Origin of the sequence: Immundisolibacter sp., from assembly GCF_041601295.1 — a bacterium.
Lineage (GTDB): Bacteria > Pseudomonadota > Gammaproteobacteria > Immundisolibacterales > Immundisolibacteraceae > Immundisolibacter.
In genome coordinates, this window is the sequence record NZ_JBFIII010000010.1 from 1 (window position 1) to 13,469 (window position 13,469).

The following is a 13,469-nucleotide window of genomic DNA, read 5'->3' on the forward strand; positions in this document are numbered from 1 at the left end:
GCCGGGGGTGGCGTAAGCGACCGAGCGCCTATACGCCGAACTGACCGCCGCTGGCGTGGAAGTGCTGCTGGATGATCGCCCGGAGCGGCCCGGCGTGATGTTCGCCGACATGGACCTGATCGGCATCCCGCACCGGCTGGTGGTGGGCGAACGCGGCCTCAAGGACGGCACGGTCGAGTACAAGGCTCGCCGCGCGGAGGAAGCGCAGAACATTCCGCTGGCCGAGACGACCGGGTTCATCCGCCAGGCGCTGGCCGGGAGCTGAGCAACGCGTGGGGTAGGGCAATCCCGCCCGCGAGGACTCACAGCGCAAGGCCGCGAAAGTTGCATAAGGGGCGCTTCGGACGCGTCTTACGCAACTTTAAGTGCCTCAAGATTGCATAAGAGCTGCGCAGACCGACTGCAACCACGGGCGCCTCGCATAACATGTCGAACAGTTTGTTCATATTCGACACGAAAATCGAATATGTCGCCGACTTCGACATATGTCCTACCTATGTCGCACCCATGTCCTACCCCCACCCCTAACGGAGGCCCGAGATGGCCTGGTCCGGTCCAACGGTTCCTTACGACGAATTGCCCCGGCTCCCGCCAGCAACGGAAATTGAAACCCGAGCGGTGCTCAAGGCATGTATCGAGGCGCGCGCTGCTCTGGCCGAGCTCAAGCAGCTCGGGGCCCTGATTCCAAATCCCACCGTTCTCATCAACGCCATCCCGCTACTGGAAGCACAGGCGAGTTCAGAGATCGAGAACATCGTCACTACCACTGACAGGCTTTTCCGCTACGCAGATGGCGCCGATCCTGGTGACCCGCCAACACGCGAGGCACTGCGTTACCGCGCCGCGCTACACCACGGCTGTCGATCGCTGGTCGAGCGCCCGGTGTGCGCGCGCCTGGCCGTGGAGGTGTGCGGTCTCATCAAGGACCGGGATATGGACATCCGCCGCATACCGGGTACGGCACTTGCCAACGACGCGATCGGCGAAGTGATCTACACCCCACCGGCCGGCGAAGCCCGGCTGCGCGACCTGCTCGCCAACTGGGAACGCTTTCTTCACGAAGCCACCCATCTGGACCCGCTGGTGCGCATGGCCGCGGCGCATTACCAGTTCGAAGCCATCCATCCTTTCATCGATGGCAACGGTCGTACCGGCCGCATCCTGAACCTGCTGTATCTGGTGGAGCAGGGCCTGCTGAGCCAGCCGGTGCTGTACCTGTCCCGCTACATCCTGCACAACAAGACGGATTACTACCGCCTGCTGCTAGGCGTCACCCGCGAAGCAGCCTGGGAGCCGTGGTTGCTCTACATGCTGGCCGCCGTCACCGACACCGCGCGCTGGACCAGCTCGCGCATCCAGGCCATCCGCGAACTGATGGACCACACCAGGGACTACGTGCGTCGCGCAGCGCCGTCGATTTATAGCCGCGAGCTGGTGGAGCTGATCTTCGTGCAGCCGTACTGTCGCATCGCCAATCTGGTCGCCGCCGGCATCGGCCACCGGCAGACTGCTTCGTCTTATCTCCAGCAGCTATGCGCCACTGGGGTTCTGGAGGAGTGGCGCTCCGGTCGGGAAAAGGTATTCCTGCACCCACGCTACCTCGAACTTCATGACGCGCGAGGCCACGGCTTACAGATCGTATCCGCAGCCCGACATGGACGCCGGATCGCGTCCGCGCCCATGACCCAACCAACCCCCGCCCGCCTCACCTGGGCCGACATCCGCGCCCGCACCGTGGCCTTTGCCCGCGACTGAGCCAACGGCGCCTCGGAACGTGCCGAGTCGCAGACCTTCTGGAACGAGTTCCTGGCCGTGTTCGGCGTGCACCGGCGGCGTGCGCAGGTGGTGTTCGAGCGCGCCGCGGCGCGTTTCGGCCGGCCCGGCATGGGGCGCATCGACGTGTTCTGGCCAGGCCTGCTGCTGGCCGAGCACAAGAGCGCCGGTGCCGATCTGACCGCCGCCTACACGCAGGCCACCGACTACTTCGCCGGCATTCCTGGCCCCGAGCCGCCGCGCCATATCGAGCGCTTCGGCTTCATCGCCGGCTACGCCGACGTGCGCGTGCGCGACCAAGACCCGCTCAACATCCGCGCCATCGAACAGGCCGCGCAAGCCGTACTAGACACTAGACGCCCTCGCCGCCCCGACGGCGGCGCCCGCAGCTATGCCGGCGACGGGGTCCCAGCGCGTTGCGTTCTATTCACCCGCTACGCCGCGCTGACTGCGCCGCTGGTCCGATCGGGCACAGGCCGCGGCCAGGCAGGGTCGGGAGAAGTAGACGCTCGTACGGACACCGCGGGCCGAACCGGGCCGGTTGGTTTCAACGCGTAACTGGAGAGATTCCCGGCTCGGAATGTTCACTTCCATGTCCGCGTCGGCAACATGCAAGTCTCTGCAAGGGCCGCTCACATGGACTCGACAGATATACCCTCCGCCGGCAGGTTGCGGCGAACCTGTTCGGCTTTTTGGCGGCTGGAGAAGGTGATGGCCATATCGATCCAGGGCACCCAACACACCGGGTCGACGCTGTTGAGGTAGCTCTCGCGGTCGGTTGCGACGCGTTCGCGCTCGAAAACCTGTCCGTTTTCCCGGTCGAGGAACTTGCCTTTGGAAAGAGTTTTTTTGGTTTGCTTGACGATCAGGTAGGGCATAAGACCTTGGGCTAAAGATACAAGCGGGCGCGCCCGCCACGACTCCGACAGCTTTGGCCTGGGCGCGGAAAATCACAACACGCGACCCCGTCTTAGCGGGATTACCCACGTAAAAAATGGTGGCCAGGGGCGGAATCGAACCACCGACACGTGGATTTTCAGTCCACTGCTCTACCGACTGAGCTACCTGGCCACACCTCGAACTGGAACCCTGCCGCTGGCACGGCTGGCCACGGGTAGGCTTGCGATCCGCCAGGCAAAACCTGGAAAACACCATGTTTGCGGACCGCGGGTCGATTCAGCCGTTGCGGCGCGGCGCGGGGTGCGTATTAGATGCGCCGCTGGACAGTGGCGTCAAGACGCGCGGTACCATCAGGCAGGCCAGTATCGGCTCCGCTTGGCTGCCGAGCGCGGAGCCTTCAGTCATTACCCAGGAAAGCGTCTTGCGAATTCTGCACACCATGTTGCGAGTCGGCGATCTTGACCGCTCGATTGCGTTCTACACCAGCGTGCTGGGCATGGGCCTGGTGGCGCGCCACGACTTTCCGGCCGGTCGCTTTACCCTGGCGTTTGTCGGTTACGCGTCGCAGCCGGGCGTTTCGCCCAGTTCGGCCGGCACGCCGCTGATCGAGCTGACGCACAACTGGGACACGCCATGCTATGACTTGGGAAGCGGGTTTGGTCACATTGCGATTGAGGTCCAGGACGCTCACGCGACCTGCGAGGCGATCAAGACACGTGGCGGCAAGGTGGTGCGCGAGGCCGGCCCCATGCAGCACGGCAGCACGATAATCGCATTTGCCGAGGACCCCGACGGTTATCGCATCGAGCTGATCCAGCAGCAACGCTAAGGAGACGCTGAAGTATTCAGTGTTTACCGCAGCGCAAGGATGCGCTGCCAAAATCTGTGGCCGACAGCCACGGATTTTGTGAGCCATCGGAAAACCACGCTTTTCCGATGGCGGGCGCTGAGAAAGCCAGGATGGATTTATTCAGCGCTTCCTTAAGGGCCGACCGGCGCCCGCGGCAGGGGCGGTATCATGCCGCGCCCGCTCATAAAACCATCTGCCAGTGACTGCATCCCCCCCGGCGACATCCCTGACTCTGCCGCTAACCACGTTACCAGGAACGGGTCTGCTGGCCTTCGCCGGGTTCTTCGTGGCCCTGCGAGTGCTGTTTTTTCCGCTCGCCGACCCCATCGTCGACGAAACGTATTACTGGCTCTACTCGCAACACCTGGAACTCGGCTTTCTGGACCACCCGCCGCTGGTGGCCTGGCTGAACTGGCTCGGTACGCATTTGCTGGGTAACACGGCGGCTGGAATGCGTCTGGGAGCCATAGGCTGCGGCCTGATCACCCTGACTTATGTCTACCGGCTGGCGCGCGAGGTGGGTGGCGGCCACCAACTCGCACTGGCGGCAGTGCTGCTGGGCTGCGCTCTGCCGGGGTTTTTCCTGTCCGGCTTTCTGATGACACCGGATGCGCCGCTGGTGGCGGCGTGGTCGGCCGGGCTGTTTTACCTGCATCGGGCATTGGTGCGGGATGACGCGCGTGCCTGGCTGGGAATCGGCCTGGCAATGGGCATCGGCCTGCTCGCCAAGTATCCCATCGTGCTGCTGGCCGGCGGCGCTGCTGGCTTTGTGCTGACCGACCCGGCGGCGCGGCGCTGGCTGAGTCGCCCGCAACCGTATCTTGCAGCACTGATGGCGCTAGTATTGTTCTCGCCAGTATTGGTCTGGAACCTGCAACACGACTGGGCATCCTTCGCATTCCAGGGCAGCCGACGCCTGCAGGAGAACTACGAGTTCTCGACCCACTTGCTGGTGGTCCACGTGCTGCTGCTGCTGTTTCCGACCGGCGCGCTGGCCGCCTGGGGCCTGCTCAATCGCCCGGATTGGCGTGCCGAGGCGGTCCCGGATCGCCGCAGCCGCCGCTTCTTGCTGTGGGCGGCCGGTGTGCCGTTTAGCGTGTTTTTTTTCTTCAGTCTGTTCAACTACGCGCATTTCCATTGGACTGGGCCCGCGTACCTGGCGCTGCTGCCGTTGCTGGCAATGACGCTGCTGCCACCGGGCGGTGCGGATGACCCGCTGCGGCGCTGGCTGTATCGCGCCTGGCGGCCTAGCTTGCTGCTACTGGCCGGCATTTACGCCACGACCGCCGTTTACATCGTCTTTGGTCTGCCCGGCGTTCCGTACCCGACGCACAACGTGGGTTATCTCGCTTGGCGCGAGGCGACAGCGGCGGTATACACACTCGAACAGCAGGTCGAACGTGACACTGGCCAGCGCCCACTGGTAGCCGGCATGAGCAAGTGGTCGATTGCCGCCGGTCTGGCCTTTTACGACACCGACGGCCGGCGCGACAACATCACCTCGCGCAACATCGTCGGGCGCACCGGAGCGATGTTCGAGTACTGGTTCGACGACCCAAGCGACGGTCGGCGGCCGGTATTGCTGATCGATTTCGAGCGCAAGGATCTGGAGGATCCCTCCGTCGAGGCGGCTCTGGTCGACGTCGGCCCCATCCGCGAGCAGACCCTGCGTTGGCGGGGCCAGGTGATCCGCCACCTTTACTACCGTATCGCTGCCGGCTATCGGCCCCAGTCCGTGCGACGGGTACCCTGACCCCATGCGCCTGTTACTACACTTTGCGCGAGCCTATCCGGCGCGCGGTCTGCTTACCCTGCTGGCGCTATTGCTGGCCGGCTTGCTGGACGGATTAGGCCTGTCCTCGCTGCTCACCATGCTGGTGTCGGTATCGGGCGACAGCGCCGGACTGCCGTTGCCGGCTCGACAAGTCACGCAGTTCCTGGCCGCCATGGGCATCCCGCCGGGCCTGGGTCCGCTGCTGGTACTTATGGTGGCGGCCATGGTGGCCAAGGCGCTACTGACGCTGGCCGCCAACGCGCAGGTCGGCTACACCGTGGCACGCGTAGCGACCGACCTGCGTCTGGGCCTGCTGCGAGCCGTGCTGGCAAGCCGCTGGGAGTATTACCTGCACACGCCGATCGGCGGGCTGTCGAACGCGATTTCCGGCGAGGCCAACCGGGCGTCCAATGCCTATTTCAACGCCGCCCAGATGATCGCCCTGTTGGTGCAAGCGGTTATTTACACGGCGCTGGCGCTGCTGGTGTCCTGGCAGGCCACCTTGGTCGCACTGGGCATCGGCGGCGCGTTAATGGGCGCCATGGGGGGACTGGTACGCCGCGCTCGCCGGGCCGGCGCGCGTCAGTCCCAGCTCACTGCCGCCCTGGTTACCTATCTGACGGATGTATTGCAGTCGGTAAAACCCTTGAAGGCCATGGGCCGCGAGGATCTCGCCGACGGAATTCTGGCCAGCCAGACGCGGCAGATCGACAAGGCCCTGCGCAAGCAGGTCATCGCCAAGGAAGCCCTTCCGGCGGTGCAGGAGCCACTGCTGGCGTCCCTGGCAGCCGGCGGGCTGTACTTGGCCATGGTGCATCTGGGGATGTCGCTGGCGGCGGTGATGGTGGTGATTTTCCTGCTGGCACGGGTGCTCGGTTATTTCACCAAAGTGCAGCGGCAGTACCAACACATGGTGAGCTCGGAAGCCGCGTATTGGCTGCTGCACGCCGCGATCACCAAGGCCCGGGCAGCGGCCGAACCCCCGGCCGGTGGCGCCCGGCCCTGCCTTGAGCACGGCATCGCGCTGAAGCACGTGCGCTTCGCCTATGGCGAGCAGGCGGTGTTGGACGATATAAGCCTCGACATCCCGGCGGGCCAGTTGACGACGCTCATCGGCCCTTCAGGTGCTGGCAAGACAACGTTGGTCGATGTCGTCATCGGCCTGCTGAGCCCTCAATCCGGTGAAGTGCTGATCGACGGCCAACCGCTGGCGCAGCTCGACCGGCGGGCCTGGCGGCGCATGATCGGCTACGTTCCGCAGGATACGCTGCTGCTGCACGACAGCGTGCTCGCCAACGTGACACTGGGGGACCCCGCACTCGGCCGCGATGACGCCGAGCGGGCGCTGCGCCTGGCCGGCGCCTGGGAGTTCGTCGCAGAGCTGCCAAATGGGTTGGATACGCCGGTTGGCGAGCGCGGCGGCAAGCTGTCTGGCGGCCAGCGCCAGCGTATCGCCATCGCGCGCGCCCTGGTGCACCGCCCGGCGCTGGTGATCCTGGACGAGCCGACCTCGGCGCTCGACGCCGCTGCCGAGGCTGCCGTTCGGGATACCCTGCGCGAGCTGAAGACCCACTACACGCTGCTCGCCATCACCCACCGACCCGCACTGCTGGACGTGTCGGACCATGTCCACCACATCGTCGGCGGCAGGCTACGCACGGCGAACGAGCCGGTCACCTGATGGCGACGACGGCCCGGCGCCTGCTGCGACCTGTTCGCCGCCTGTGGCGGCGCAGCCTGTTTCGGGTACTGCACCGTCTGGCACGGACGCTGGCAATGCGCCCCCATGCAACGCGCGCCGTCGGGCGATTTTTTGGCACCCTCAACTACGCCCTGCGCCCTGGTGATCGACGACGCGATCTGGCCAATCTGCGCCGGGGCCTACCGACGCGGCCGCAAACGGAACTGCCCGCCATTGCGCGCGAGTCGCTGTGCGACGCCAGCGTCGGGGCACTCGAATTCCTGCAGCTGGTGGATGGCGCGATCGACGCCGGGCAGTTCCTGGGACCGGTCGCGGCACATGGCCGCGAGCATCTGGATCAGGCGCTGGCCGGCGGGCGTGGCGTATTGGCCGTGGGCCTGCACCTGGGGCACTTCGCCAAGGTACCCCTGTGGCTGGCACAGGCCGGTTACCCGGCCACCATCGTCATCCGCGAGGCACGCCAGGTGCCGCCCGGTTTTTATATTGCGGCGCTGGAGCGCCTGGGCATCGAGGCAATTCGCATCGAACACGACCAGGCCGCCGCGCCGCGCGTGCTGGACGCGCTGCGCCGCGGCCGGGTGGTGATGATTTACCTGGATCAGGGCGTCAAGAACGACGGTGGTATCGAGATCGAGTTCCTCGGCAAACGGGTGCCGATGCCAGCCGGCCCGTTCGTGCTCGCGCGCCGGGCACGAGCCCCGATCCTGCCGATCTTCCTGCATCCGGCCGAGCACGACGTGGTCATCCATCCGGCGTTGCCCGCTCCGGCGGCGGCCCTGCGCGAGGACGACCCGACCCTACAAACGCTGTACCGGTTGGCCGAGGCGGAAATCCGTGCTCATCCCGCTTACTGGCAATGGCGTTACCGGCGCTGGGGACGCGACTAATCAGAACGGGCTGCGCACGATGCCGCCATCCGCCCGCAGCGCGGCGCCGGTGGTGGCACTGGCCAGCGGGCTGACAATGTAGGTCACCATGGCCGCAATCTCGGCCGGTTCTGCGAATCGCCGGATGAGCGAACTGGGCCGGGCGCGGTTGAAGAACTCGCGTTCGATATCCGCCACCGGCTGGCCCGCTTCCGCGGCCACTTTGTCCAGAAACTCGACCACGCCACGTGAGCGGGTCGGTCCCGGCAGCACACTGTTGACGGTGATGCCGGTGCCGGCCAGCGACTCGGCCAGGCCTCGCGAAACGGCCAGCTGGGCGGTCTTGGTCATGCCGTAGTGCACCATCTCGGCCGGGATGTTGATGGCGCTTTCGCTGGAAATGAACACGATCCGCCCCCAGTCGCGCTCGCGCATGGCCGGCAGATAGGCTCTCGCCAGGCGCACCCCAGCCATCACGTTGATCTCGAAAAAACGCTGCCAGTCTGCGTCCGGAATGTCCACGAAGGGCTTGGTTTCGAAAATGCCGAGACTGTTGACCAGGATTTCCACGTCCGGGTAGGCCGCCGCCAATGCTTCGCAGACCGCCGCGTCGCCCAGATCGCCGGCAAAGCCCAGCCCGGGCACGCCCGTGTCGGCACGCAGACTGCCGAGCGCCTCGTCCACGCCCGCCTGGGTACGGCCGGTGATGATGACGCGCGCCCCCTCGCGCGCCAGGCTGGCGGCGATCGCATAACCGATGCCGGCGGTGCTGCCGGTGATCAGCGCCAGTTTGCCGGTGAGCTGTAAATCCATTGTGTTCTCGTGTTGCGTGGTCTGTCGTCAGGCGGCGACTGGCTGACGGCTGAGTTCAAACCCTTCGTAGCCGTTCGCCGCCACCTGCTGGCAATGCTGGCGGTACGGCCCCACGCCGCCCAGGTACGGCGTGAACACGCGCGGCTTACCGGGCACGTTGGCGCCTACGTACCAGGAGTCTGTCTGCGGCAGCAGCGTGCTGTTGGCTACATCGGCCACGTGCGCCACCCATCCGGCCTGCGCCTGCGGGTTGGCTTCGATACACGCGAGGTCGTGTTCACGCAGGTACGCCAAGCACCCGGCGATCCACTCCACGTGCTGCTCGATCGACACCACCATGTTCGAGAACACCGACGGGCTCTGGGGGCCGGTGATCAGGAACATGTTCGGAAAGCCGGCGCTGGCCAGGCCCAGGTAGGTCTGCGGCCCACCGGCCCAGGCCTGTTTCAGGGCCAGGCCGTCCCGGCCGCGGATGTCGATGCTGTTCAACGCGCCGGTCATGGCGTCGAAGCCGGTAGCGAAGATCAGCACATCCAACGGATATTCCGCTGCGCTGGTGCGCAGGCCATGCTCGGTGATCTGCTCGATCGGCGTGGCACGCAGGTCCACCAGGGTCACGTTGTCGCGGTTGTAGGTCTCGTAGTATTCGGTGTCCAGGCACAGGCGCTTGGTGCCCAGCGGATGGGTGGTCGGGCACAGCATTGCCGAGACCTTCGGATCTTTTACCGTGGCGCGGATTTTCTCCCGCACGAAGTCCGCCACCAGTGTGTTGGCCTCGGCATCGGCGATCACATCCGGTGCGGCCGCCAGCAGGCTCATTGCACCGCCTTGTGCCCACAGCGTCTCAAGTGTCTGACGCAGCTCGTCAGGCGGTATGTCGCGGGTGCGCCGTGGTGCCGCTGGCATGGCGACCGGTACCCCGAACAGCGATTCCCGGCTCAGCCGACGGCGGCTTGGGTACTGCGCCTTGATGCGCTGCTGATCGGATTGCGGCAAGGGGCCATTGCGCGCGGGCACGCTGAAATTCGCGGTCCGTTGGAATACGGTCAGATGGGCGGCCTGCCTGGCGACCTGCGGAATCACCTGGATGGCCGTCGAGCCGGTACCGACCACGCCCACGCGCTTACCGGTCAGGTCCACGTCCTGCTTGGGCCAGGCGGCGGTCAGGTACCAGTCGCCGGCAAACTGATCCACACCCGGAAAGTCCGGTCGCTTGGGCAGCGACAGGCAGCCGGTGGCCATCACGCAATAGCGCGCCGTAACGCGCTGGCCGCGGTCGGTTTCGACTTGCCACAGACCGGCCTGCTCTTCGAAGTGCGCCGCCGTGACGCGGGTCTCCAGGTGGATGTCCCGGCGCAGGTCGAAGCGATCTGCCACATGGTTCAGATAGGCCAGGATTTCCGGTTGGCGCGGGTAGCGCTCGCTCCATTGCCATTCCTGCTCCAGTTCGGGCGAGAAGGAATACGAGTAGTCCACGCTCTCGATGTCGCAGCGGGCGCCCGGGTAGCGGTTCCAGTACCAGGTGCCACCGACGCCGGTGCCGGCTTCGAATACGCGCGCCGAAAAGCCGGCCTCGCGCAGTTTGTGCAGCATGTACAAGCCGGCGAAACCGGCGCCGACGATCACTGCGTCGAAATCGGTTGCCGGTTGCGGTGGACTACGCGAGTCGTTCATTGTTGGCTCCTGTTGCTGCCCTGCTTGTGCTTTGCGCCGGTCGATTCAGCCGCCGTTGATCGAAACATACACTGTCAGGCGGAGGTTTAGAACGACCCGCGCCCGAGCTGGCACCGCGCCGGCTATTGCGCCCGGTTACTTGCCCAGACAGAAGCTGCTGAAGATACGCCCCAGCAAGTCGTCGCTACTGACCGTACCGGTGATTTCCCCAAGCGCCTGCTGCGCCAGGCGCAGCTCCTCGGCCGCCAGCTCCGACCCGGCGCCAGTTGCCAGCAGCGTGGCACTGCGCGTGGTGGCCTCGGTTGCCTGGCGCAGTGCCTCGACGTGCCGGCGCCGCGCGCTGAACTGTCCCTCCGCGCCTGCGAAACCGGCCGCGGCGCAAATTCTCGACCGAAGCAGATCCAGTCCGGCGCCGGTGCGGGCCGACAGATAGATGTCGGTCCAGACGCCCACCACCGAGCGTGGTAGGTCATGGCTTATGTCGATCTTGTTGATGACCCGCGTCACCGCCGCCGCCTGGGCCAGCAAGTCCGGGGGAGGCTGTTCCGGCGCGCCGGCCTGCGTGACGAACAACAGGTGGTCGGCGCGGGCGATCTCCAGGCGCGCGCGGCGAACGCCTTCCTGCTCGATCGGATCCTGACTGTCGCGCAGGCCGGCGGTGTCAACCAGGTGCAGTGGCAGGCCGTCGATGGCCAGATACTCGCGCAGGACATCGCGCGTGGTACCGGCAATGGCGGTAACGATGGCGGCCTCGCGCTGCACCAGCGCATTGAGCAGGCTCGACTTGCCCACATTGGGGGAGCCGGCGAGTACCACCGTTACGCCATCGCGCAGTAAGCGGCCCTCGCCGGCGCGCTCGACCAGGGCGCCCAGGTCATCGGCCAGGGCCGCGGCCGCGGCGACCAGGCGGCCGTCAGCCAGCAGGTCGAGTTCCTCGTCAGGAAAATCGAGGCCAGCCTCGATCTGCACGCGCAGCTGAATCAAGCGCTCGGACAGCGCCGCAACTTCCCGCGACAAGGCGCCGTCAAGGCTGCGCAGCGCCGCCCGGGCGCCAGCCGTACTGGCCGCGTCGATGAGGTCGGCAACCGCTTCGGCCTGGGCCAGGTCGAGCTTGTCGTTCAGGAACGCGCGCTGGCTGAATTCGCCCGGCCCAGCCTGACGAGCGCCTAGCGCCAGCACGCGGGCGAGCAGCATGTCCATCACCACCGGCCCGCCATGGCCGTGCAGCTCGACCACGTCCTCGCCCGTGAACGAGCGTGGCGCGGGGAAATACAGACATAGACCCCGGTCGATGGCCTGAGCGTCGGCATCGTGGAAGCTCGCCAGCTGCGCCTGCCGCGGCGGTGGCAAACTGCCGGTCAGAGCCTGACAAATCGCGGCCGCCGCGGGCCCGGAGATACGCACCATACCGACCCCGCCCCGTCCCGGGGGCGTGGCGATAGCGGCGATGGTATCCGTGGCTGCGCTCAGGCCGTGGCCTTGCGATCCAGCTGATGATTGATGAACCACTGCTGGGTAATCGACAGCACATTGTTGACGAACCAGTACAGCACCAGCCCGGCCGGGAACAACGCAAAGAACACTGTGAACACAAGCGGCATGGACAACATGATGCGCCGCTGCATCGGTTCCATGCCGATCATGGGCGTCATGCGCTGCTGCAGAAACATCGACACGCCCATCAGGACCGGTAGCACGTAATAGGGATCGGCGCTGGCCAGGTCATGAATCCATAGCATGAAAGGCGCGTGGCGCAACTCAACGCTCTCCAGTAACACCCAGTACAGGGCTATGAACACCGGAATCTGCACCAGGATCGGCAAGCAGCCGCCCAGCGGGTTGATCTTCTCGCTGCGATACAGCTCCATCATCTTTTCGTTAAGTGTTTTCTTGTCTTCCTTGTAGCGCTCGCGCAGGGCCATGATCTTGGGCTGGACCTTGCGCATGTGCGCCATTGACCGATAACTGGCCGCCGACAGCTGATAGAAGGCGAGCTTGATCAGCAAGGTCACCAGAATGATGGCAAAACCCCAGTTACCGACAACGCCGTTAATGGTGCTCAGAAGCCAGAACACCGGCTGGGCGAGCACCGTCAGCATCCCGTAGTCGACGGTCAGGGCCAGGCCCGGGGCGACATCCTCCAAACGGTCTTGGTCCTTAGGGCCGGCGTAGATTCGGGTCTCCCAACTCTCCGTTTGCCCGGGGGCGACGCTCAGCGGCTGCGCCAGGCAGCCGATCAAGTATTTTTCCTCAACCAACGCGCGGGTATAGCAGTTGCTGGCTTCGTCCTTGGGCAGCAATACGGCCGCGATGAAGTAATGTTCGCTCAGGCCAACCCAGCCGTCGCCCAGGGTGGTTGCCAGAGGCGACTTGAGCATTTCGTCATAGCTCAGCTTGTGGTACTTGCTGGCCGCGCTGTAGTAAACCGCCCCCTGAAATGAAGCGGGCATGAACATATTGCCTTTCGCGTCCGCGCCTTTTTTTCGCAACAACTGCGCATAGGGCTGGGCCTGCCACGGCCCGGCTCCGGTATTGCGCACCTCGTATCGCAGGCCGATGTCGTAACTGCCGCGTCGAAACTGGTAAACCTTGCGCACCTCTATGCCATGGGCGGTGTCGGTCCACACCAAAGGCACTTCCAGCTGATCGACACCATCCTGCAGCCGGTACTCGCTCGCCAGCGAGACGAAGTTCGCCTGATGGTCCGGCGCCCGGGCAGGGTCTGACGCCAACCAGCCGCTTTGCGGATAAAACAGCCGTGGCGCGGCTGCATTGAGCATGGGATAAGCCGCTGCCAGACGATCGCGGCTGACCCGATAGCGAGTGAGATCCAGGGCTTGGATGTCACCGCCAGCGGTATCGATCTGCAACTGCATGACATCTGTCGCAACGGCGATACGCTGGCCGCGAGGCGATGGCTCGGTCGGCGCCAGTGCCGAGGCCGCTGCCTTGCTGGGCGCTGGCGCGGTGCCGATCGCCTTGGGCAACGTGCTTTGTTCGACCGCCTGCGGCACAACCGGACGCGGCCGTTGCACCTGCCAGGCCTGATAAATGAAAAACGTGATGACCAACAAAACAGTCACCAGCATCAGCCGGATGGTTTCCATGTTAATTCCG

General features: G+C 65.2%; 10 protein-coding genes, 1 tRNA gene and 2 pseudogenes. 7 read left to right on the forward strand and 6 right to left on the reverse strand.

What is annotated here, in order from left to right; translation table 11 throughout:
* Positions 1 to 16: 16 nt before the first annotated feature.
* The 3 genes and pseudogenes from ABZF37_RS02375 to ABZF37_RS02385 all read left to right on the forward strand — a co-directional run.
* Positions 17 to 265 (forward strand): annotated as a pseudogene (locus tag ABZF37_RS02375) (His/Gly/Thr/Pro-type tRNA ligase C-terminal domain-containing protein); the annotation flags it as partial.
* Between the two features lie 275 nt (positions 266 to 540).
* Positions 541 to 1,755, forward strand: coding sequence for a protein adenylyltransferase Fic (gene fic / locus ABZF37_RS02380; RefSeq protein WP_372716363.1), 1,215 nt, complete (start codon positions 541 to 543; stop codon positions 1,753 to 1,755).
* Positions 1,756 to 1,776: 21 nt separating this feature from the next.
* Positions 1,777 to 2,331 (forward strand): annotated as a pseudogene (locus ABZF37_RS02385) (type IIL restriction-modification enzyme MmeI); the annotation flags it as partial.
* A gap of 74 nt (positions 2,332 to 2,405) precedes the next feature.
* Here ABZF37_RS02385 and ABZF37_RS02390 read toward each other — a convergent pair.
* Entirely contained in the window at positions 2,406 to 2,651 is a 246-nt protein-coding gene (locus ABZF37_RS02390) for a hypothetical protein (RefSeq protein ID WP_372716365.1), read from the reverse strand.
* Positions 2,652 to 2,768: 117 nt separating this feature from the next.
* A tRNA-Phe gene (locus ABZF37_RS02395) sits at positions 2,769 to 2,844 on the reverse strand.
* Positions 2,845 to 3,094: 250 nt separating this feature from the next.
* Between ABZF37_RS02395 and gloA the strand changes: the two genes are divergently transcribed.
* The 4 genes from gloA to ABZF37_RS02415 all read left to right on the forward strand — a co-directional run bounded on the left by gloA (position 3,095) and on the right by ABZF37_RS02415 (position 7,886).
* Positions 3,095 to 3,502: a lactoylglutathione lyase gene (gloA, locus tag ABZF37_RS02400; protein ID WP_372716367.1), complete on the forward strand. Its 408-nt coding sequence runs from the start codon at positions 3,095 to 3,097 to the stop codon at positions 3,500 to 3,502.
* Between the two features lie 220 nt (positions 3,503 to 3,722).
* Complete coding sequence (locus ABZF37_RS02405; RefSeq protein WP_372716369.1) at positions 3,723 to 5,276, forward strand: glycosyltransferase family 39 protein; 1,554 nt, start codon at positions 3,723 to 3,725, stop codon at positions 5,274 to 5,276.
* A gap of 4 nt (positions 5,277 to 5,280) precedes the next feature.
* Positions 5,281 to 6,978: an ABC transporter ATP-binding protein gene (locus ABZF37_RS02410; protein WP_372716371.1), complete on the forward strand. Its 1,698-nt coding sequence runs from the start codon at positions 5,281 to 5,283 to the stop codon at positions 6,976 to 6,978.
* Positions 6,978 to 7,886: a lysophospholipid acyltransferase family protein gene (locus ABZF37_RS02415; protein ID WP_372716373.1), complete on the forward strand. Its 909-nt coding sequence runs from the start codon at positions 6,978 to 6,980 to the stop codon at positions 7,884 to 7,886. The genes ABZF37_RS02410 and ABZF37_RS02415 overlap by 1 nt, the downstream gene beginning before the upstream one ends.
* On the opposite strand, the gene ABZF37_RS02420 is transcribed toward ABZF37_RS02415, so the two are convergent.
* From ABZF37_RS02420 to yidC, 4 genes are all read right to left on the reverse strand, one after another.
* Positions 7,887 to 8,678 (reverse strand): SDR family NAD(P)-dependent oxidoreductase, encoded by a 792-nt coding sequence (locus ABZF37_RS02420; protein WP_372716375.1) that lies wholly within the window; start codon positions 8,676 to 8,678, stop codon positions 7,887 to 7,889.
* 27 nt (positions 8,679 to 8,705) lie between these two features.
* Positions 8,706 to 10,352 (reverse strand): flavin-containing monooxygenase, encoded by a 1,647-nt coding sequence (locus tag ABZF37_RS02425; protein ID WP_372716378.1) that lies wholly within the window; start codon positions 10,350 to 10,352, stop codon positions 8,706 to 8,708.
* 135 nt (positions 10,353 to 10,487) lie between these two features.
* Positions 10,488 to 11,822, reverse strand: coding sequence for a tRNA uridine-5-carboxymethylaminomethyl(34) synthesis GTPase MnmE (mnmE, locus tag ABZF37_RS02430; RefSeq protein WP_372716437.1), 1,335 nt, complete (start codon positions 11,820 to 11,822; stop codon positions 10,488 to 10,490).
* Positions 11,819 to 13,459, reverse strand: coding sequence for a membrane protein insertase YidC (gene yidC, locus ABZF37_RS02435; protein ID WP_372716380.1), 1,641 nt, complete (start codon positions 13,457 to 13,459; stop codon positions 11,819 to 11,821). Before yidC ends, mnmE begins: the two co-directional genes overlap by 4 nt.
* Between the last annotated feature and the right edge of the window lie 10 nt (positions 13,460 to 13,469).

What these genes read in the sequence shown, in the direction of transcription:
- ABZF37_RS02420 (WP_372716375.1), bottom strand. Translation starts at nt 8,678, where the DNA reads ATGGATTTACAGCTCACCGGCAAACTGGCGCTGATCACCGGCAGCACC.
- fic (WP_372716363.1), top strand. Translation starts at nt 541, where the DNA reads ATGGCCTGGTCCGGTCCAACGGTTCCTTACGACGAATTGCCCCGGCTC.
- ABZF37_RS02415 (WP_372716373.1), top strand. Translation starts at nt 6,978, where the DNA reads ATGGCGACGACGGCCCGGCGCCTGCTGCGACCTGTTCGCCGCCTGTGG.
- ABZF37_RS02425 (WP_372716378.1), bottom strand. Translation starts at nt 10,352, where the DNA reads ATGAACGACTCGCGTAGTCCACCGCAACCGGCAACCGATTTCGACGCA.
- ABZF37_RS02390 (WP_372716365.1), bottom strand. Translation starts at nt 2,651, where the DNA reads ATGCCCTACCTGATCGTCAAGCAAACCAAAAAAACTCTTTCCAAAGGC.
- yidC (WP_372716380.1), bottom strand. Translation starts at nt 13,459, where the DNA reads ATGGAAACCATCCGGCTGATGCTGGTGACTGTTTTGTTGGTCATCACG.
- ABZF37_RS02410 (WP_372716371.1), top strand. Translation starts at nt 5,281, where the DNA reads ATGCGCCTGTTACTACACTTTGCGCGAGCCTATCCGGCGCGCGGTCTG.